Origin of the sequence: Dyadobacter psychrotolerans (genome assembly GCF_004349265.1) — a bacterium.
GTDB lineage: Bacteria > Bacteroidota > Bacteroidia > Cytophagales > Spirosomataceae > Dyadobacter > Dyadobacter psychrotolerans.
Genome location: NZ_SMFL01000001.1, coordinates 458,890 through 480,731 on the forward strand (window position 1 = coordinate 458,890; position 21,842 = coordinate 480,731).

A 21,842-nucleotide genomic window follows, 5' to 3' on the forward strand; every position below is an offset into this window, starting at 1 on the left:
AAATATGAATCAACCGATTTTGGCTACCTGTAACTGTCCGTTTGTCTGCTGCCAGGCTTTTATTACCTGAGTCAATTGTTTATATTCAATCAGAAAACCATCATGACCATAAAGCGAATCGATTTCCTGAAAAACCGCATCAGGAATATGACGGGCCAGAAACTGCTGTTCGGAAAGCGGGAAAAGTAAGTCCGACTTGATACCAAGCACCAGCGTTTTGGCTTTAACCATCCCAAGCGCGTGGACAATTCCGCCGCGATTACGGCCTACATTGTGTGAGTCCATTATTTTGGACAGGATCCAGTACGCATTGGCATTAAATCTTTTAACAAATTTATCACCCTGGTATTGCTGATAAGAAGAAGCACGGAAATCGTCTATCTGATCAGGATTATCGCGGGCCTGGGTGAAATTATAAGTATCATAATTACGGTATGACAGCAAGGCAATGGAACGTGCTGCACGCATGCCCATTTTTCCTGCTTCCTCGTTATCGTCAGTAAATGTAGGGTCGGCTTCGATGGCCATCCGCTGTGATTCGTTAAAGGCAACACCCCAGGGAGAATGTAGCGCGTTGGAAGCAATCAGAATGAGTTCATCAAAAAGATCGGGTACTTCCACAGCCCATTCCAGCGCCTGCTGCCCACCGAGCGAACCGCCAATGCAAATATTTATTTTTTTGATCTGAAGTTCCTGACGCAAGATTTCCAAAGTCCCTACAACATCTCTAACCGTTATAATTGGAAAATCGCGATAAAAAGGCTTTTGCGTTTTAGGATTTATGGAAGCCGGTCCGGTGGACCCGTATGCCGACCCGATTACATTAACACAGATTATAAAGTATTTTGCCGGATCGTAGTACTTGCCGTCTCCAACCAATCCATCCCACCACTCGGTTACGTTTGAATTTCCGGTCAGAGCATGACAAACCCATACTATATTATCGTCATTCGCATTTCTGGTGCCGTATGTTGTGTATGCCAGCTCGAAACCCGGCAATTCCCGGCCAAGTTCGAGGGAATAAGTATATGGATACCTAAAAGTTTTTTGTTCCGCTTGCATAAGTGCCAAAGCACAGGTTAAAAAATTCGAAATAGTCTAATAGAATGCTTTTTATGGCATGAAGCCGAAAAAACATGAATCTGATCATTGAGATTTTCTCAACGCCAAATACGAGATTAAAGCCATCCGGCTTACGGAAATGTGTAAGTTCATTCGCGAATTGATTTTATATCTCCTAAATAATTTAGGTGGGAATTAGCACCTTTCTCCAATGTGGTAGCAGGTTGCCAGAGGTTCGTTGAGCCCATTCTCTCGCCTCTTCTTTATAAATCAATCGCTGTCTTGTGAAGCAATTGACTTGATGCTGCAATATTAAGCCCGGATCGCTGAAAATGCAAATTCCGTCCGCTTTAATTTAAATTCAGATTCCACCATCCGGGCACGAAGTCCTAAAAAATAGACTTGACTTTTTTAGTTTTTTATCCACTTCCGCTGCCACCATTCTCCATATTCATTTCGATATGCTTACATTTGCAGCGAGGCACCACTCTGACTATGGCACAGCAATATCGTTTTAATAAAGAACAGGCATCCCGCCGACCAGGAATAACGCCTCTTAAGGACGCTATTGACCAAATGTTGGAAAAATACCGGTTGCGGACCAGATTTGACCAGTCCTATGTCACTGCTCATTGGGACAAAATCATGGGATCTGCCATAGGCTCCAGAACAAAAACAGTCTACATTAAAGACAGGATATTGTTTTTGCAGATTGAATCAGCTCCGTTGAGGAATGAGCTGGTACGGGCGAAATCTAAGATTATTGAACTGATCAACCGGGAAATGAAAAGCGATCTGGTTGAAGATGTGGTTTTTATATAGATTTTGCTGCTGCTACTCATACAAAGATCAACTTCACATGCCCAAAATCGTAATTCCGCCATTTTTACAAGCCGGCGATAAAATTGGAATTGTTGCCCCTGCCAGTACGATCAGGTACGAAGATGTGGTTCCGGGAATAAATCTGTTAAAAGAGACCTGGAACCTAGAAGTAGTTGAAGGAAAAACTTTGAAAAGTTCTTTCAACCAGTTTTCTGCCCGTGATGAAGATCGGTTGACCGACTTACAGCACATGCTGGATGATTCCTCAATTAAAGCAATTATAGCTGCAAGAGGAGGTTACGGATGTTCCAGGATTATTGACCAGCTGAATTTCACAAAATTCAAAAAATCGCCAAAATGGATTGTCGGGTTTAGTGATCTGACGGCTATTTTGTCCCAGCTTTTTAATCTTGGGTTTGCAAGTTTGCATGCACCGATGGTCAAATCTATGATGCAACCCGGTGCAGAAGAGGCAAGAGATTTTTTAGGTAAAATCCTATTCGGAGAATTACCTGAGTACGCCTTAACATCACATCCGCTAAACAGGCCAGGTTCTGCTTCGGGTCAGCTTGTCGGGGGAAATCTGTGTCTTTTTGCACATCTTATCGGCTCTGCAACCGAGATTGACACAACAGGTAAAATACTGTTTATAGAGGACGTCAATGAATATCTTTATAATCTGGACAGGATGCTTATTCAACTAAAAAGATCCGGAAAACTGAAAAAACTGGCAGGCTTGATTGTGGGGCAATTCTCTGACATGCGTGATAACTCTCAGCCTACTTTTGGTAAAGAGGCAAATGAGATCGTACAGGAACATGTTTCAGAATTTAACTATCCCGTTTGTTTTGATTTCCCCGTCGGTCATGTGTCAGATAATAAACCAATGGTTGTAGGTGCGAATGCCTTTCTTGAAGTAAACAACAAAGGTGTAAAGTTTGGATACACTCCGAAATAAAAACATCGTTTCAACTGACATTAAATTATGGAAACTTTTCAAAATAAAGTTGTCTGGATTACAGGCGCCTCATCCGGAATTGGAGAAGCAATAACACTTGCATTTGCAAAAGAGGGAGCGAAACTGGTGCTCACTGCAAGGCGTCAGGAAGAACTGCATCGGGTGAAACAACTTACAGGCTTACCGGACTCTTCCATTTTGATCCTGCCCATGGATGTAACGGATTTTGATAAAGCAAAACCAGCTGCTGATCTGATTATTGAAACCTTCGGACGAATTGATATCATGGTTCACAACGCGGGTGTGAGTCAAAGATCTTACATTATCGATACGGATCTGGATGTATACCGGAAACTGATGGATGTTGATTTTTACAGTACTGTAGCGATTACAAAAGCCGTTTTGCCCTACATGATAAAACAGAAAAGCGGACATTTCATTGTAATAAGCAGCGTAGCCGGAAAAATCGGCACCATTATGCGTTCGGGTTACAATGCTGCCAAACATGCATTACACGGCTTTTATGACTCTCTGAGGGCCGAAGGTTATAAAGACAACATTAAAGTAACGACAGTTTGTCCGGGTTACATCCGAACAAACATTTCTGTAAACGCACTGAATGAATCCGGAAGCAAATTTGGCAAAATGGATTCAAATCAGGCAAACGGAATACCCGCAGAAGAATGCGCAAGGCAGATTTTAAATGCAGTCAGAAAAGATAAAAAAGAAATTTACATTGGCGGGTTCAAAGAAGTCGCCGCAATTTATTTAAAGCGCTTTCTTCCAAACGTGTTGTTTGATCAGGTTCGCAAGAATATACCGGAGTAAGATGTTCAACATTAAGTAGTTAAGGTTCATTAAGCCTTAATTTTTCTTAATTCCTTAATGGTTTTAAAAATATATTCGACGCGTTTAGTTACCGAGGTACAAGGAATGAATTTGATGTTATACCCCAAATTCTCATAAGCCGCAATCAGGGTATCGTGAAGTATACAGGCTTCTTCAAAAGTCTGCCAGCGCTCATCGTCATTAACATAAATTTCTTTCCAGGGTGGTGTGATAAAAACTTCTTTTGAATACGGAAATATCTTCGCTGCATCATAAAATCGCTGCTCAACCTGCAATCCTCCCGCTTTCAGATATGCTATAACATCAGGAATTCCCCTGTCAAAAAAAACAATCTCATCTTTTATACCTGCTGAATTGTAGTCAGTTATCATTTTATTCAAAGCAAGATTTGCAAAACAATCTAAATCCTGCCAGGGGACACAGCCTGTCGCCAACGCAACCTGCTCACGAATAAGCTGACGTGAAACTTCCTGTTTACAAAGAAATCCTCTTGTCTGGAGTGCTTCAATTAAAGTCGATTTTCCCGAGCCCGGCCCTCCGGTTATAATGATGTTTGGCATTTGTAATTGTCTAAAATTATCTCATTAACATCACTGTGCAATCGACCAAAATTACCATCGCAGAACATACCTTCTGATTAATTCCACTCACAAATCTTATTTCATCCGGCAGAATGATCCTTTCTGCTTCTCCAATAAAGGGTTTCTGCACGACTGTTCCGTGATAAATGTTTGGCCCGCCGAAACGACAGTTTAAAATTCCCGCTAATGCAGCTTCCGGATGACCGGCGTTAGGACTTTTGTGTTTATCTCCGTATTTCAATACAAATTGCAAGCCTCTTTTACTTCCTGTTACAAGGATCATTAGTAAAGCCGTAAGCCTGGAAGGAATAAAATTTGCAAAGTCGTCCAGTCGTGCAGGAAATTTACCAAACCATTCATATCGATCACTCCGATATCCCAGCATAGAATCCATCGTATTGATCATTTTATAAGCCATCATGCCGGGAACGCCCGCAATTGCATAATAAAATAAAGGAGCCACAACTCCGTCACTAAGATTTTCAGACATGGTTTCCAGTACGGCAATTCTGATTTGCTGTGCCGTCAATTGTGATGTATCTCTTCCCACAATTCTGGAAAGTTGTTTCCTGCCTGCTTCCAGGCCTTCTTTTTCAAGAACAAAAAATACATTTTGTCCTTCCGTAATCAATCCTTTGTTGGCAAGACCATACCAGACAAAAATACTGTTGACTGAAATGTACAGCCAGTCATTTACACGAAGCAAAAGATAATTCAGATAGAAAAAAAAGGCGAAGCAGAGAATTGTCAGCAAGGTTGCAAGCAGCATACCCTTGAAAAATCGCCCCTGGTTTTTGTTCAAAAATGTTTCTCCTTTTGCTATCAAATTTCCAAACACCCGAACCGGATGCGGCCAGTTATCCGGATCGCCCAGCCATAAATCCAATAGGTAACCAACTACCAGCGGCACAATTAGTAATACAGCTCTTTCCATTCTTCAAGGGCTTTTATCATTAACTGATTTTTTTCCGGACTTAGCGTAGCCAGACGAAAATGCTGACGTGTAAGTCCCCGAAAGTTTCCCGCATCCCGAATCAACAATCCATAATTTTCAACTAAAAAGGTTTTAAGCTGAGCTGCGTTTCTGACAATCGTTTTAGCCAGAAAAAAATGTGTTTCGCTCTCTTCTATCCGGATTGATTCGTTGGTTTGCAGTTTTTTTACAAATGTGTTTTTGTCTGAAAGTAGTTGTATGACAGGTGGCTGTATGCTCGAAAAATTTTCAAAAATGAACTCTCCTGCGGAAAGCGCAATTGAATTAACGGTCCATGGCTGCTTGATCCTCATGAGTTGCTCAATCAAATCCTGTTGTGCTGTCACATACCCTAGCCTAAGACCCGGAATTGCGTAAGTTTTGGTGAGACTTCTTAATACAATAAGATTATCAAATTTTTCGACAAGAGGAATCAACGACTCTCCGTTTGAAGTAAAATCTATAAAAGCTTCATCGACTACAAAAAGACAGGCAGGATTTCTCTTGATCCAATTTGCTAGCTCCGAAAAAATCAGTCCGGTTGGATTGTTGGGATTACAAATAAAAACAACATCGCTTCGCAGTCGGGGTGCAAGCAAAGCATCTTCCCAGGCAAGAAAACTTAAATGATGATCGTAAATACTGCAGGCATCTTCGTATTCAGAAAAAGCAGGAATTACCACCGTTGTCTTTTTAGTTGCAAAAAGCTGGGCAAGCAAATAAATACTTTCCGTGGATCCGCTGTTCACCAGCACCTGTTCCGGCAAGATATGATGATGAGAGGCAATCTTTTCACGCAAACTTTCCGCCACAACTTCCGGATACCAGTTTACATTGTTCCATCTGTCAAACACATATTCTTTTAGCCCTTTTGGTTCTCCGCCATACCAGACATTGGTACTAAAATCTGCAATAATTTCTTTTTGATATGTATACCCGTCGTCGCCGTGCCCTTGTAACATTCTTAATTTTTAAAACTGTAAACTTCTGTAAATTTGCACCATATCCACATTTTCCCGAATCAGGTCCGCTAAGCGGTCATATTGCTGGTCTTTAAATTCCTGAAAATTATAATAACCCTCAGCAAGCTCAGAGGTGTACGGCGTAAGTAAATTTTCGATGACCACATCATTATCCAAAATTCCGTGAAGGTAAGTGCCCCAGGTTTTTGCATCTAAGAAATAACCGTCTTTTCTTCCGTCGGCAAACACAGCAACCGGTGATTCTTTTCCCGAAATTTTGGTTTCACCCATGTGAATTTCATAACCCAGATTCACTTCCGAACTTTCGCGGAAGGTAAAGTCACACTGCAATGTTGTCTTTTCGGATTGTAAAATGGTACTGACCGGCAAAATTCCAAGTCCGGGAATTGATTCAATTTCTCCTTCGACATGATATGGATCTTCAATCGTTTCACCCAGCATCTGATATCCTCCACAAATACCGATAACTGTTTTACCTCTTTTATGTACTTCCAGAATCGCTCTGGCCAATCCGTTATTTTTAATCGAAAGCATGTCTGCAATTGTATTTTTGCTTCCGGGAACAATTACAATTTCAGCTTTTGAAACTTCCTCAGGATCATTTGTATAAAATAAATTCACCCGATGGTCACGCTCCAGTCTGTCAAAATCTGTAAAGTTGGAAAGGCGTTTTAACAAAATAACAGCAACATTGATTTTGCCCTCCACCGCAGATTTATACTTCGATTCCAGTGAAACAGAATCTTCCTGTTCAATATGAATATCACGAAAATAAGGTAGAATTCCGACAACCGGTAAACCTGTTAAATCTTCCAGCATGCGTTTTCCATCTTCAAATAAACGACCGTCACCACGAAATTTATTGATGATGATTCCTTTCATGCAAGCTTTTTCCTCTTCCGTCAGCAAGGCGATTGTGCCATAGACACTTCCAAAAACACCACCTTTGTCGATATCCCCAACCAGATAAGTGGCGGCACCTGCATGCGCGGCCATCCGAAGATTGGTGATGTCTCTGTGTTTCAGATTAAGCTCAGAAATACTGCCCGCGCCTTCCATCACGATAGGAGAATATTTTGCAGAAAGTCTGTCAAAAGCCTCTTTAACCGAAGCAAATAATTCACGGCGGTCGTTAGCCATAAAATATTCGTATGCAGACTGGTTACCAACGGGTTTGCCATTTAAAATAACTTGCGAAGACTTATCACTTGTAGGTTTTAACAACACCGGATTCATATCTGTGTGGCACGGAATACCGGCGGCTTCTGCCTGCACGGCCTGAGCACGTCCAAGTTCGAGACCATCAATAGTTACATAACTATTCAGCGACATATTTTGTGCTTTGAAGGGAGCCGGTGTATAACCATCCTGTTTGAAAATTCTACAAAAACCGGCAGTAATAACACTTTTCCCAACATCCGACCCGGTGCCGACAAACATAATGGGTCGTAATGGCTTGCTATTCATGTGTCTTAAATTTTGTTTTATTTATGAAAAAGGTTTGGGTTAGTTATCAGCAGGCTCCTTTCGGAGCCAAACGTTACCGCCGATTTTTTGGCTAGAAACAGGTGGCTCCAAAGGAGCCTTTACCCCCTACAATTTGAATTAACTAGTATTTTCACATCCAGTAATGCTACAAAAGGCTCTTTAGGAGCTCCCTGTTTCTAGCAACCAAATCCCTTTCCAATTTCAATGGCTCCGTAGGAGCCTCCTCTGATGCTGCAACGCCAATTTTAATTGTTAATTCGCAAAGAAACTGTCCGTGTAACTTCATCTGAGGAAAGGTCATCCAATGACAAACATTCTCCACCCAAAACCTTTGCCAGTTCTGCTGCACGGCCAAACCGTAAATAGCCATTCTCTGTATCCAGTACCAGGGCAGGAATGTGCATTTTTTGGATCATGGCTGCAATTTGTAAAGTCTGTTGCCAGGGATCTCCTCCTCCTCGCACCGGCACATTGGCTTTTCCATCGCTAAGAATTACAAGTAATGGCTTTAAATCACGTTCATTTTTGTATCGATCCAAAACCTGTTCTGCCAACTGCATGGCATGTGCCAGTGGGGTTCTTCCTCCTGTTGGCAAAGTTTCCAATGCTTTTTCGGCCAGATCAATACTTAATGTCGGCTCCAGTAAAATTTCCGCTTCCACTCCCCGGAAAGAAATTACACCAACCATATCCCTTTTTTGATAAGCATCTTTTAGCAAACTCAGCACACTCCCTTTCACTGCTTCCATACGTTTACCGGCAGCCATGGAACCTGAGGCATCCACAACAAAAAGAATCAAATGACCAGCTCTGCCACTTTTGATTTTCTGATGAAGATCCTCTTTTGTAATTTGTAAATGATCCGGGTCACGTAGCAATGCATGCTGAATGGTTTCAGAAAAGGCAAGGTCTGTTGTTACCGGATTTTTCTCTGTCCGTACCTGAAAGCCTTTAACCGTTCCAATTGCCTTTGTCCTTCTTCCGCTTAATAAATTCTCCGAAGTAACAGGTAATTCCAATCGAATTTGAGGTATTTCTTTTTGCAAAAGGGGCTGAAATATTTTTTCACTTTGTTCAGGTGGACAAATTCCTTTTCCTTCAGGTCCGTCTCCGCATTCACCATCTGCTATTTCGCCTGATTTACTTTCGCTATCTGATTGTGAATCTTGGTTTTGATCAGAAGATATTTTATTACCATTTTCCGGATTCTGGCCGGCTTGTGGATTTTTGTTTTGTTCAAATGGCCTTTTCCCTTTCCTGTGTACCAAAACCAATTCAGCAGCTTGTTTTACATCATCAGCGGTAACGGTTTTTCTATCTGCCAGTGCCGCCAGGGTTACAGCCGTTTTGTAAAGCACAATGTCTGCACGCAAACTGGATACCGACCATTCGATGCACAGCTGACTTATCAAGGTCAATAAACCTTCCGGCATTTCTACCTGCGGAAGCAATTGCTGCGCTTTTTTAATCTGGTTTTGCAGTGTTTGCTGGGATGAAACCCATTGAGATAAAAATTGTTCGGGATTGTTTTCAAATGACATTCTCCTTCTCACAACCTCCGTTCTTTCCTTCACATCCATTTGTGATTCCACTTCAACCATCAAACCAAACCGGTCTAGAAACTGTGGACGAAGATTGCCCTCTTCCGGATTCATGGTGCCGATCAGGATAAATTTTGAAGGATGACTTACCGATAAACCTTCGCGCTGGACCGTATTGATTCCCGATGCAGCAACATCTAAAAGTATGTCGACCAGATGATCCTGCAATAAATTTACTTCGTCTATATAAAGAATGCCGCGATGTGCGCCCGCCAACAATCCAGGTAAGAATTTTTTCTTTTTTTCAGAAACAATCGCTTCCAGATCGAGACTTCCTAAAACACGGTCTTCGGAGGCGCCAAGCGGCAGGTCAACGAATGGAACTGCGATATCTTCCAGTTCCGAACTTTGATTAACAAACTGAATATCAGTATTTTTTTCCTTTTCTGATGTATTAAAAAGAGAACCCGATACTCTTTGAATCATAGGCATTACGGATGATAAACCTCTGGCTGCTGTACTTTTAGCGGTACCCTTTTCTCCCTTGATCAACACACCCCCAATAGAAGGATTAACAGCACAAAGCAGCAAAGCCCTTTTCAGTTTATTTTGTCCGACAATGGCGGAGAACGGGTAATGGTTCATAAAATGTTTTTTGTCTTTCACTCACCTCTCAATTCCAGCAATTCCTCACTGTGTAAATACAAATTTTTCAAGCCTTCCAAAGCTTCTGCCGAAGGCTCTGCCCACAAACCTCTTTGAACGGCTTCTAATAATCTTTCGGCAATTGCATTCAGAGCCCACGGGTTATTTTCTTCAAAAAACTGTTGCATATCTGCGTCAAGGGCATAGGTTTCTGCTACTTTTTCATACATCCAGTCATCCACAACATTGGCGGTTGCATCATAGCCGAAGATGTAATCTACCGTCGCAGTTAATTCCAACCCTCCCTTGTAGCCATGTTTTTTGATGCTTTCAATCCATTTCGGATTCACAACTCTTGAACGAAATACCCGTAAAGTCTCCTCCTTCAAATCTCTCACGACCGGCTGGGCGGGGTTCTGAGAATCACCAAAATAATGTTTTGGCTGCTGCCCGGTTAAACTTCTGATCGTCGCAATCATTCCGCCATGGAATTGCAGATAATCGTCGCTGTCGAAAATATCGTGTTCGCGGTTATCCTGGTTATGTAGCGCCACTTCTACGCCCGAAAGCCGCTGTTTAAATTCGTTTCTTGCATCTACTCCCTGAGCCGTTTTTGTATAGGCATAACCACCCCAGTTGACATAAGCCTGTGCAAAATCAGCATCGGCATGCCAGTTTTTTTCATTGATTAATGGCAAAATACCTGCACCGTAACTTCCCGGCGCCGCTCCAAAAATCCGGTATCCGGCACGTTCCTCAGCCTCTTCAATGGACAATGAATTATCCTTCTGCAATTCGGCCAGATCTTTTAAATAATGTTTCCGGATAAAATTCTGGTCAAGCGGTTCATCCAGAGCGATCACGAGCTGCACTGCCTCATCCAGCAATTCGATCAGATGCGGAAAAGCATCTCTGAAAAATCCACTGATCCGTGTTGTCACATCAATTCGTGGCCTATCAATTTCTTCAAGGCTCATAATTTCGACTCCGGTAATCCTCCTGCTTTCTGCCTGCCAAACCGGGCGTACACCCATTAATGCCAGCACTTCTGCTACATCGTCGCCATGGGTGCGCATCGCACTTGTTCCCCAAATACTGATTCCGACACTTTCAGGATAACGGCCGGTTTCTTTTAAATGCCTGTCAAGCACTTCACGTGCAAGTTGCTGACCTACTTCCCAGGCTGCTTTGGAGGGTAAAACTCTTGGATCAACCGCATAGAAATTCCTTCCTGTTGGCAAAATATGCGCCATTCCACGTGTTGGCGCACCGCTCGGACCAGCGGGAACATAACCACCGGAAAGCCCGTGTAATAAATTCGTTATTTCTTCATCTGTCCTGGCCAGATTTGGTAATAGCTCTGTACAAACAAATTCCAGAATCTTTTTAATACCATCAAGAATAGGATCAGAAGGAATGACATTCAGTGTTTCAAAAATGACCTGATCAATCAAGTCAGATTGAAACTGATACGATTCAAGCAGCCTGAACAAATGATTACTTAATTCATCCAGCACTTCAATTGCGTCTGCTCCGGTTATAACAGCCCGGCCAGCTAGTAAGATCAGTTGATCAGAAACGGCTGATATTTTTTGTCCTTTATTTTGTAAAAGTGAATTGATTTCAAAACCACAAACCGAAGCCAGTTCAGTTTGCAAGCCGGGTATAGATGCATTAGCGAGCCGTGTCAGCGACTGAAGCATGTCAACCAATGCGCTGCCAACAGGCATTTCTCCCAAAGTATGTAATCCGTTCCGAATCTGGGCGGCACCGAGTTCGCACAAATAGCCATCAATATCTTCGATCAAATGTGCAATATCCTTTCCGTCCATCTCCGTCAGACTAACCGGAACACCTTCCGGCGTCATGTCGTCGTCCCAGTCATGTTTGTGATCGCCATGATCACGACTTAACATTGCCGCCAGATCCGTATCCAGATTTGTTTGTTTAATCAACTCCCAAATCTGTCTTTGCAGCAAAGGTAACTTCGCAGGATCCAGGCTTTCTACCTGATAATATTCATCCACCAGCTGCGTAAGCTGGGCAAGTTCGCCATAACTGTCAGCGGAAGTCATCGGTGGAGTAAGATGGTCGACAACCACCGCATGTGCCCGACGTTTTGCCTGAGAACCTTCTCCCGGATCGTTGATGATAAACGGATAGAAAAGCGGCAAATCACCTAATAATGCGTCGGGAAAGCAATTTTCAGATAATCCAATTCCTTTTCCCGGCAGCCACTCAAGTGTGCCGTGTTTACCCACATGCACAATAGCGTCCGCGCCCCAGCCATCCCGCAGCCAGCGATACAAAGCATAATAGTGATGTGTAGGCGGCAAATCGGGCTGGTGATAAATCGCATCAGGGTCCATTCCATATCCGCGGGGAGGCTGTAACGCTACAAAAGCATTGCCGAGGTCAAGCCCTGCTAAAGCAATATTTCCATCATGAACATAGGTTTCACCCGGCGCAGATCCCCATTGCTTTGTCATTTTAAGCCGCAGCGGTTCGGGCAGTTCTTCAAACCAGGTAACGTATTCTCTGAAAGAAACATGCCCTGCGGCATTCGCCAATTGTTCCGGAGTCAGGTATGTTTCATCGTAGGAACAACGGTCAATTAACGTATGAATAAGCTCTGTGCCTGTCGCCGGAAGGTTTTTAATATTATATCCCTCAGCCTGCATGGCATGCAGCATGTTCATTAGCGAAGCCGGCGCATCCAAACCTACCGCATTCCCGATTTGTGAAGCTTTGGTATTTGAATTTGTAAATATAAACGCGATCCGCTTTTCTGAATTTTTCAAATGCCGTAATCTCGCAAAACGAACCGCCAAACCTGCTACCCGATCTATTCGGTCTTCTACTGGTTCATAACCTTTTGTTTCTTTCCCTTTTTCTTTAAACGAAACAGGAACGGTAATAATCCGGCCATCGAATTCAGGAATAGCAACGTTCATGGCCGTATCCAGCGGATTAAGTCCCCGGCTTGATGTCTCCCACGGTCCGCGGCTCATTCCGCTTGCAATAGCCTGTAAAATAGGAACATCCAGTGAGGTTAACGCTTCTGCCGGCTGACTGACCGTTCCGGCTGGTTTTATATCGGTGATAGCAAAAGAGATCGTATTGATCAGTACATCAATTCTCGTTGCCTCATGTGTTTGAAAAATTTCAAAAGCAAAAGGTTTTCCTGAATCCGGATTTACAGCTTTTAGCGAAGAGGTAAAAACAGGAAGTACATTCACATTTTTCTCTTCCAATGAACGGATCATAACGTCCACAAAATTGGTATTTCCCGCAATCCAGTGCGCCCGGTAAAAGGTTATTCCAATAGTGGCAAGAGATGGATTGTAGTATTTTTTCCAATCTGAAATATCTGCATTTTCAGGAAGATCGGGATGATGAATTCCGTGTTCCGGTAAATTTACCGGCGCATCTGCACCAAAACCGGTCATCAGGAAATGATCGGAAAGGAAATATAAAAGTGAATTGAAATTATTGTAACCGCCTGCCTGAAGATAGGCAAGTGTTTCATGCAAAATAGCAGGTGAGACCGTAGAAACAGCTGCAAATTCCGGATTCAAATCGCCGGTTCCGCTGACGACGATCAGATGCTGCTGTCTTTGTTTTGCAAGATTTACCAGTTCCCCAAAACCCGGAATACTGCTTAAACGGCCATGTATCCGAACAATGATAATTTTTGCCTCAGCAATTTCACGTTCCAGCAGCTGCGCCATCTGGGCTTCGCTTTTGATGGCAAGCAAACTTAAACCCAGTGTTTTTGGGAATTCGTCCGGAAGCAATTGCAGCGCCCGGTTTAAAGTGAGTAAATCCGTATCTGCATGAGTCAGAAAAACAATTCCTTCGGTGGGCAAGGCAGTTTGCCCTGCAATCGTGGCAATTTCCGAACCTTTCCAGGTATAAAACTGAAAAACATATTCAGCCAGATCCGACGGCGGTACCAGAAAACGATCCGCCTTTACCATACTTTCAATGTAATCGAAAATGGCAACGATCTGCCAGTCGTTGTTGATGGAATGGAACCAAACAGAGTGACCGTCGAAAAGCAAAGTTACTACGTTGGCTAGTGTACAAGGCCCAAGACAGCCGCCTTTTGTCATATGCACCACATTCCGTGATTTCCTTTTCAGCCATTCACTTTTATATAATTCAACCGGAACGGGCGCATAACCACGATCCACCCTTCCGCAGCAACAGGCGTTATAACAGTAGGACAAATGTCCGCGCCGCTGAACCAGATTAATCGCTTTTCCGTCGGAGCGGGTAACGCGCTGCCTTTTTATTTCTTTCATCTCAATATCGATTAACCGCGATGGACGCTATGGTTTGCGCAATGGACGCCAGCAACAATCTGAATTCTTTAACATTTCCCAGTTTCATACATATGTAGCTAAAAGACTGCTTGTGTTGATTTTTTAGTCAGCAACTTCTTTATAAATCCTTCGTTTTCGCCCCAATACATGTGCATATAGGAAGCGAAGATGTTGTTTTTACGATATAATTTTGTGTCAACCTTTACTCCTTTCGCATTGGTTATTGACACCCTTTCTGATTCTAAACCATTGTCGATTAAGCCTGAATAATGAAATTCATGTCCGCGTATTTCCAAACCTTCCCAGTTTGCAATCCGGTAACCCAGCTTCATTTTTGAGCTTAACATGGAAGTTGCGCAATCAAGAACACCTGCCATTTCAAAAGTTTCGCCGTCCTGATCTGTGATATTTTCACCCAGATACATCAGGCCTCCGCATTCTGCATAAGTCAATCCGCCATTTTCGCAATACGATTTGATACTGTCACGCATGGAGGTATTTTCACTTAAACCGCCGGCAAATAATTCGGGATATCCGCCGGGTAAATAAAGAAAATCTGTCTCTGGCAGTACTTTATCATGAAGCGGACTAAACCAGGTAATTTCCCCGAACCCGGACAAAACCTTAATATTTTGAATATATGTAAATGAAAAGGCTTCGTCTTTCGCGATTGTTATTTTAAGATTTGAATTGCTCGTTTCTTTGTCTTTCGAAAGGTTTACTGCCCTATCAGACTTTAAAGCCGTTATTTCCAGCAATCTGTTTATGTCAATTGTTTTCGAAACCGCTTCTGCCAGTTTTTCAATAATATTTTCATAATTAATTTCATCAGAAATATGTAATCCCAAATGCCTTGAAGGAATTACCAGATTTTCATTTTTTTGAAAATATCCCAGTGCTTCAATACCAACATCGGCACAAGCTTCCTGCAAAAACCGGTAATGAGATTCGGTATTAACGAAATTAAAAATGACGCCTGCAACCTTAATTCCTTTGTAAAAATTTTTAAAACCATAAAGCAGCGGAGCCGCTGAGTAAGCCATTGATTTGGCATTTACTACCAGAATAACAGGTATATTCAGCAGTTCAGCGATTGCAGCACTGCTTCCCTTCATTTTATCTGCACCGTCGAAAAGTCCCATAACGCCTTCGGTAACAGCAACGTCTGCCTGCGATCCATATTCATGATAAATTTCCCTGACATGTTTTTCGGAAGACATAAAAGTGTCCAGATTGACGCTTTGGGTTCCTGCCGCAACTGTATGATGAATGGGATCGATATAATCCGGCCCGCACTTAAATGGCTGAATCTGCATCCCCCTGTTTTTCAAAGCACGCAACAAACCCAGGGTAAGAGTTGTCTTACCGGAATTGCTTGAAGGCGCGGAAATAAGAAAATGGGACCTGATATTTTTCTTCATCACTAATGACCGATCAGCAGTATATTTTCGACAATCAAAACCAGAAGTTATTGATTAATAGCAAGATATTCAGTAAACTGCTTTGGAGAAAGAAGGAGAAGATATCAGAAAAAATGTATGAAGGTTCGAAGTACATAACCTGCATACAAATACCCAAAACCTGACTCAGCTTCATTCCGCGAAAGCATTGTCAACAAAGAAAAGGCAGGTGTCCTGACTTGTAACATTCGTTACTTACAGTTGCGCGACAGCTCGTGAATTGCACACGATTCCCCTATTAATAAATTGGTAACCTTCTCCTGATGGAAATTATTCAAAACAATTTCTTGTGGCAAAGGTAAGGTTATAAAGCATATCGGAAATAGAAAATAAAACAAGGATATTTAAATAGATGACCTACAACCGTTCATCTCTTTGATAATCTTCAACAGCGACCACTTTAACCAGGTCATAAAATCTTGGAAATAAAGGATTAAGCACATAATTATATTCCCGGGGCATTACAGCACTACGGGCTTTGATACCGATAAACTTTTGCGCCCGAAAGATATTATCACCTGCTTTTTTGAGTGCAAGATTTTCAGGAAGACGCCAATCGACGGAGAGTTCAGTGTCTGATATTTCATAAAACCGTGCAGAATCGTCTACTTCAATTGTCATCACAAACAGATTTGGCGGTAACTCCGTATCGTCTACATGAACAAGCAGTTCAAGCATGGCCAAAGCACGGCTTTCGCTGGTGTAAAGCGCAAAAATACCTTCACTATTCCAACGCCCGCCTTCATTTGCTGCTCCCTGCCCACTCAGATCATTGGCTCGCTCCCGCTTCTTGGCTATCCTGTACAATATCATGGTAATCAGGAATAAACCCCTTCTTCAATTCTGCCTAAAATCTGATTAACCAGTTTTATTCCGGTAGGTGTATTTAACAAATCGAATGGCTTTTGCCCGTTCAGTGCTTTATTGTCTTTATGCATCCAGCGGTTCAGGCGATCAGCATCTTCAAAAACAGCCAGGCCTTTTGCGAAAGTGCTTGCTATTTCGATTGAAAGTGAGGAAACTAAATTACTAAGAACGTCAGTCCGTTTCTTTCTTGACAGTGTTTTATAAGAAAGGTTCAACAATACAGCCATGTCTTTCATCGGAATTTGCATAATTCCTGCAAGACTTTCCACCGACAGTTTAGGAATTCCTTCAGCGCTGGCTGTTAAAAAATCTAATCCCGAAACAGGTTCATTAGCCATGAACTGCTCACCACCCAAAATCATCCAGGTTAATTCATTTGTCGAAGCCTTTTTTTGCATTACGACCTCTTCTACTGCTTTCACTGTCACCTTACTTGTTTTGCTTGCAGATAAATTCATAATGGACATTTTACCCAAATATACAAACAAATTGTCCATTATGTTGTTTCAAAACAATGGTGATTTTTTAAAACTGAAAAAAAATAAAATTCATATTTAATGCCCTTAATTAGCTGGTGAATCATTTTTTATTTATTCCATAATTTAAAAAGAGCTAGTTTTGCGCATTCATTGGTTCGCGCCACGGCGTGATTAATAGGGAATCCGGTGTAAATCCGGAGTAGTACCCGCTGCTGTAAGTTCAATAACAAGGTTTTGACAAAATTGCCACTGGGAGTTAAATGATCCCGGGAAGGCGTCGGAACTGAACGAGCCAGAAGACCTGCCAGTCAATCATATTTCCGTTTTGCTTTCGGGAAGAAAAGCAAGAGGTATTGGACAGGCGGAATCACAGCCTTGTCTTTTCCTGTATTTTCCCTTCAGCATTCCGGATAAAACAATTCAAACTTGCAGAATGCAAGCTAATTTTTATCCAAAAAATGATCAATTTTTTACTTGTTGATTCACTGCTTCTCGGCGTCCAGCATTCCTTTGAACCCGATCACATGGCAGCTGTCTCAGTACTGGCTGCGGACGAAAATAAAAGTCCGGCGCAGCGCTGGAAGCTTATCTGGCGTTCGTCACACTGGGCTCTGGGTCATTCATTTACACTTATTTTATTTGCCGTTCTGGTCCTTTTGCTAAAGTCAACTTTGTCACTTCATATTTCCGGACAGGTTGAATTGCTCATCGGCCCGCTTATGATCTGGCTTGGCTTTGTGGCGATCAGGCGAAATTTCAGAAAGAATGCAACAACTCAGTCAATTCCGGCAAATACAACTTTCAGCCGATCTTTTTGGGTTGGTATGATCCATGGTCTGGCAGGTACGGGAGGTGCTTGTGCAGTTGCTTTGACACTAGCAGCCAAAGATGCCTCGACAGCCGTATGGATTATTGTCATTCAAAGTATGGGCATTATCCTGTCCATGTCATTGTATGGTTACTTTTTCGCATTTTCAATAAACAAATTCGCAAAAAAGAAAGAAATATTTCTGACTGTAATCAACTATGTTGTAGGCACTTTCTCCATTATCATTGGCCTCATGACTTTATTCGAAGCGTTCGAAGTCTGACGTTAACCCGGTTAACTTCTTAACTACTAAATAACTACTCTTCCCAACATTGATTTCCCAAAGCAACTCACTTTTTAATTACTCAATGAAACCAGTATTTTACCAATCACCAGGCAAAAAATCCTTCATCAGACTTGCTGCTTTACTCATTATTACATTTTCTGCCAATGCTCAAAACGTCCAGCCAGATTCAACGCGTGAGAACCAGCTCAATCCCGTTGTTGTTACAGCAACCCGTTTTGAAACAAAAAAAGAAAAGATCGCTCAAAAAATTGATTTGATTTCCAAAGAAGATATCCAGATGACTCCTGCGATTGACCTAACGGATATAGTCAGAAAAATGGCCGCAGTAGATGTAATTCAGTATCCAAACCTCTCTTCCGGAATTGGTATACGCGGATTTCGTCCTCAGTTTTCAGGATTAAATCAACGCACTTTGTTATTGATTGACGGACGCGCTGCCGGTGCAACTAATTTATCTCAAATTAACCTGAACGGTGTTGAACGAATCGAAGTCTTAAAAGGACCAGCTTCTTCTCTATATGGCTCGCAGGCGATGGGCGGCGTAATCAACGTAATTACCAAACGCACCAAAGGTGAAACGCAGGGAAATGGGTTTGTAGAATATGGAAGTTTCCAGACCTTGCAGTCCGGACTAAGCACAGGAGGCAATCTGACAAAACGACTTGATTATGACCTTTCTTTCAATTACTTCGAAAGAGCCAAAGATTATAAAATCGGAAAAGACAACCTGTTTCGTGATGCTTTTGATTACACAACAGCTCAGAAAAACTACACTGCTCAGCCCATTCAGGAAGTGGACGAGACAAAAAACGATGGCCTGAGACGGCAATTTACTCAGCTGCATTATTTCTCAGGATCCTTGCGCCTTGGTTATCAACTGAATGACAAATGGCGGGTAGATGTTCGCGGAGAAAGATTTCAGGCAAAAGATGTTGAATCGCCGGGAGAGATATCATCAGGAAGCACCGAAGCCAGCACAAAGGATGTAGACCGGGCCGCGCTGGATATTTCGTTAACCGGCCAAATTGGCAATCACAGTCCAACCCTGAAAGTTTCTCGCTCTGAGGAAAATACTAAAAACTATACACTCAATGTTTCGGGTAAACCTGTTGTTCCATTCCGTTCAGCAGAAGGCCATAATGCCTGGAAAGGTGTTCAGGTAAAGGATGTCTGGAAACTCGGGCAGCATTCGGTGATTATGGGTTATGATTATCTGAACGCTTCTACAAATAGCCGCCGCTGGACAAACGACACAACCGAACGGGCACCGACTCAGCCGGAATATGCAATTATCTCATCTGCTTTTTTTGCACAGGCGCTTTTAAATTTCGACAGACTAACAGTCCAGCCCGGAATTCGGTACGACAATATAACCTTTGATGTAAGAGAAACTGCTTTGTTGCCCACGTATAAATCAGGCAAAAAAACCAATCCTTTTACCAGTCCAAGCCTGGGCATTACGTATGAACTGGTTCCGTTTTTAAGAGCAAAAGGAACAATCGGACGAGCATTTGTTACAACCGATGCTTATAGTGTTGCGGGTTATAACGAAGTTCGGGATTCGAGAGGACGGATCGCTGTTACTGCGGGAAACCCTGATCTGAAAAATGAAAACAGTGTGAGTTGGGATATAGGTTTAAGTTTTAATAAACCGAAGTCGGGCTTGTCAGCCAGTGTTACTTATTTTTCCACAAAAGTCGAAAATCGCATTGCAAAAATCATTACAACTGTTAATGAGCCGCTTCCAAACAATGATGTAATCGTGTCCAGAGCAACTTTTGTTAATGCTGCCGACGCTGAAATCAACGGTTTGGAAACAGAAATAAGTTATGATTTTGGTGCTCTAAACAATTACAAATATTCCTTACGTGTTTTTTGGAACGGAACATCCATTATCAAAGCAAAAGAGCTGATTGTTGGAACCGACGGGTCAGCAACCAGCCGCGACATTCAGAATGTAGCAAAGAATACTTTGAATTACGGCCTGGAATATGACAATCTGAAATGGCTTCGCGTTCGTTTATCAGGCCGTTCTGTCGGAACACGTACCGATATTGATTACACCGACCCGATCAACCCGGAAATTGAATATCCAAAATATATGGTCATGGATTTTACAGCCGTATTTAAAGTAGCTAAAAATCATGATTTGGCTTTGAAAATCAATAACATAACGGATGAGAACTACTACGAAAAACGAGGTTATAACCTGCCGGGGCGGGCTGTGTCTGTTAGATACACGGTGAAGTTTTAGAATTTCAACGATAAAGTGCCAGGATACAGATTCAAAATACCTGGCACATACATAACATAAGTATTTTGTCTATTATCAAGGAGGATTAAATAGATTTGTAAAAAAACAAATTTTACAATATGGGACCTATCGAAACGGCCATCAAACTCAAAGAAGAATTAGATACTTTGAGGCCGATAAGTATCGAGCAGGAATTAAGAATAATGCAAAAATTCCGACTGGACTGGAATTATCACTCAAATAATCTGGAGGGAAATTCTCTTACATATGGAGAAACGAAGGCTCTGATTTTATTTGGTTTGACCGCTCAGGGAAAGCCACTAAAAGATCATATCGAAATCGAAGGTCATAACGAGGCTATTGAATGGATTATAGATGTCGTAAAAGGTGAATATCCATTAACTGAAACTTTCATCAGAGAACTACATAAATTAATACTGAAAGAATCTTACAGCGTAGATGCAATTACACCAGAGGGGTTGCCGACAAAGAAAAAGATTGAAATTGGACAATACAAGACTCAGCCTAATCATGTACTGACCAATACGGGCGAAATATTCCGGTTTGCATCTCCGGAGGAAACACCAGCCCTCATGCATGATTTAATGAACTGGTATCATGAAAAAAATGACTCTGCCAACTTCAATCCAATTTTGCTGGCTGCCGAATTTCACTATAAATTCATAAGGATCCATCCATTTGATGACGGAAATGGAAGAACTGCAAGGATTCTGATGAATTTTATTTTAATGCAGAATAATTTCCCTCCTGTAATTATCAAAACAGAAGAAAAAAGAACATATTTTTCTGCATTGCGACAAGCTGACAGCGGGATTTTGGAACCGTTCGTTAATTTAATAGCAGATAATCTGGTTCGGTCTCTGGAAATTATGATTCGCGGAGCCAGGGGGGAAAGTATTGAAGAACCGGACGATTTTGATAAGGAACTGGCATTGCTTGAACTAAAACTAACCAAGACGGATCAAAAAGCTGAAAAAACTATTGAGATATTACATAGTTTATATGATACTTCCGTTGTCCCGTTAATTACAAAGTTCATTGAGGGAGGTAAAAAATTTGAGAAGTTTTATGTTAAATCCCAACATGTTGTTTTATCAAATGGATACGCATCTTATAATATTGAAATGGCTATTTCTACTGTTAAAAATAACATAACGTTAAGCACAACAGAATTTGAGATGTCCTATTCCTATAATACATTTATTCATTCGCAATACGGAAATTTCAACTTCCTGTCCCAAGTGCAAGTAATGTTAGGTCCAAATACCTTTATTATAAAAAGTAACAGAAGAACAACTAATTTGGAAAAAAGCTACGGCGAGCAGCTTAGCGAAAGCGAGATCGACGAAATTGTTAAGCACGAACTAAAACGCCATAAAGATTTTATTGAATCTAAAATGCGATCTAAATAAGTCA

Annotated in this window: 16 protein-coding genes and 3 riboswitches; of the genes, 6 read left to right on the plus strand and 10 right to left on the minus strand. The window is 41.9% G+C overall.

Going from position 1 to position 21,842, the window contains the following annotated elements:
• Positions 1-9: 9 nt before the first annotated feature.
• Complete coding sequence (locus E0F88_RS02000) at positions 10-1,062, minus strand: homoserine O-acetyltransferase family protein (protein ID WP_131956148.1); 1,053 nt, start codon at positions 1,060-1,062, stop codon at positions 10-12.
• Positions 1,063-1,225: 163 nt separating this feature from the next.
• Positions 1,226-1,334: riboswitch (SAM riboswitch) on the minus strand.
• Between the two features lie 223 nt (positions 1,335-1,557).
• Between E0F88_RS02000 and E0F88_RS02005 the strand changes: the two genes are divergently transcribed.
• Genes E0F88_RS02005 through E0F88_RS02015 form a run of 3 tightly spaced genes read left to right on the plus strand, consistent with a single transcriptional unit; the run spans position 1,558 to position 3,670 of the window.
• Positions 1,558-1,884 carry a DciA family protein gene (locus E0F88_RS02005; protein WP_131956150.1) on the plus strand — a complete coding sequence of 109 codons (327 nt, stop codon included), beginning with the start codon at positions 1,558-1,560 and terminating at the stop codon, positions 1,882-1,884.
• 37 nt (positions 1,885-1,921) lie between these two features.
• Positions 1,922-2,842: a S66 peptidase family protein gene (locus E0F88_RS02010; RefSeq protein WP_131956152.1), complete on the plus strand. Its 921-nt coding sequence runs from the start codon at positions 1,922-1,924 to the stop codon at positions 2,840-2,842.
• A gap of 27 nt (positions 2,843-2,869) precedes the next feature.
• Positions 2,870-3,670 carry an SDR family oxidoreductase gene (locus E0F88_RS02015; RefSeq protein ID WP_131956154.1) on the plus strand — a complete coding sequence of 267 codons (801 nt, stop codon included), beginning with the start codon at positions 2,870-2,872 and terminating at the stop codon, positions 3,668-3,670.
• A gap of 29 nt (positions 3,671-3,699) precedes the next feature.
• Here E0F88_RS02015 and E0F88_RS02020 read toward each other — a convergent pair whose 3' ends face one another.
• The 9 genes from E0F88_RS02020 to E0F88_RS02060 form a co-directional block, all read right to left on the minus strand.
• On the minus strand, positions 3,700-4,251 hold the full coding sequence (locus E0F88_RS02020) for an AAA family ATPase (RefSeq protein ID WP_131956156.1): 552 nt from the start codon (positions 4,249-4,251) through the stop codon (positions 3,700-3,702).
• A 16-nt stretch (positions 4,252-4,267) separates the two neighbouring features.
• On the minus strand, positions 4,268-5,206 hold the full coding sequence (cbiB, locus tag E0F88_RS02025; protein WP_131956158.1) for an adenosylcobinamide-phosphate synthase CbiB: 939 nt from the start codon (positions 5,204-5,206) through the stop codon (positions 4,268-4,270).
• Complete coding sequence (locus tag E0F88_RS02030) at positions 5,185-6,207, minus strand: pyridoxal phosphate-dependent aminotransferase (RefSeq protein ID WP_131956160.1); 1,023 nt, start codon at positions 6,205-6,207, stop codon at positions 5,185-5,187. Before E0F88_RS02030 ends, cbiB begins: the two co-directional genes overlap by 22 nt.
• A gap of 9 nt (positions 6,208-6,216) precedes the next feature.
• Positions 6,217-7,695: a cobyric acid synthase gene (locus E0F88_RS02035; protein WP_131956162.1), complete on the minus strand. Its 1,479-nt coding sequence runs from the start codon at positions 7,693-7,695 to the stop codon at positions 6,217-6,219.
• 266 nt (positions 7,696-7,961) lie between these two features.
• Entirely contained in the window at positions 7,962-9,902 is a 1,941-nt protein-coding gene (locus E0F88_RS02040) for a magnesium chelatase subunit D family protein (protein ID WP_131956164.1), read from the minus strand.
• Between the two features lie 17 nt (positions 9,903-9,919).
• Positions 9,920-14,209 carry a cobaltochelatase subunit CobN gene (gene cobN, locus E0F88_RS02045; RefSeq protein WP_165939974.1) on the minus strand — a complete coding sequence of 1,430 codons (4,290 nt, stop codon included), beginning with the start codon at positions 14,207-14,209 and terminating at the stop codon, positions 9,920-9,922.
• 98 nt (positions 14,210-14,307) lie between these two features.
• Entirely contained in the window at positions 14,308-15,651 is a 1,344-nt protein-coding gene (locus E0F88_RS02050) for a cobyrinic acid a,c-diamide synthase CobB (protein ID WP_181956066.1), read from the minus strand.
• Between the two features lie 186 nt (positions 15,652-15,837).
• Positions 15,838-15,963: riboswitch (cobalamin riboswitch) on the minus strand.
• A gap of 84 nt (positions 15,964-16,047) precedes the next feature.
• Positions 16,048-16,503, minus strand: coding sequence for an RES family NAD+ phosphorylase (locus E0F88_RS02055; RefSeq protein ID WP_131956166.1), 456 nt, complete (start codon positions 16,501-16,503; stop codon positions 16,048-16,050).
• Positions 16,504-16,508: 5 nt separating this feature from the next.
• Positions 16,509-17,015, minus strand: coding sequence for an Xre family toxin-antitoxin system antitoxin (locus tag E0F88_RS02060; protein WP_165939975.1), 507 nt, complete (start codon positions 17,013-17,015; stop codon positions 16,509-16,511).
• A 155-nt stretch (positions 17,016-17,170) separates the two neighbouring features.
• Positions 17,171-17,359: riboswitch (cobalamin riboswitch) on the plus strand.
• A 135-nt stretch (positions 17,360-17,494) separates the two neighbouring features.
• Between E0F88_RS02060 and E0F88_RS02065 the strand changes: the two genes are divergently transcribed.
• The 3 genes from E0F88_RS02065 to E0F88_RS02075 all read left to right on the plus strand — a co-directional run bounded on the left by E0F88_RS02065 (position 17,495) and on the right by E0F88_RS02075 (position 21,838).
• Positions 17,495-18,127, plus strand: a complete 633-nt coding sequence (locus E0F88_RS02065) for a cytochrome c biogenesis protein CcdA (protein WP_131956170.1) — start codon at positions 17,495-17,497, stop codon at positions 18,125-18,127.
• A gap of 85 nt (positions 18,128-18,212) precedes the next feature.
• Positions 18,213-20,405, plus strand: a complete 2,193-nt coding sequence (locus E0F88_RS02070) for a TonB-dependent receptor plug domain-containing protein (RefSeq protein WP_131956172.1) — start codon at positions 18,213-18,215, stop codon at positions 20,403-20,405.
• A gap of 119 nt (positions 20,406-20,524) precedes the next feature.
• Entirely contained in the window at positions 20,525-21,838 is a 1,314-nt protein-coding gene (locus tag E0F88_RS02075; protein WP_131956174.1) for a Fic family protein, read from the plus strand.
• Positions 21,839-21,842 lie beyond the last annotated feature (4 nt).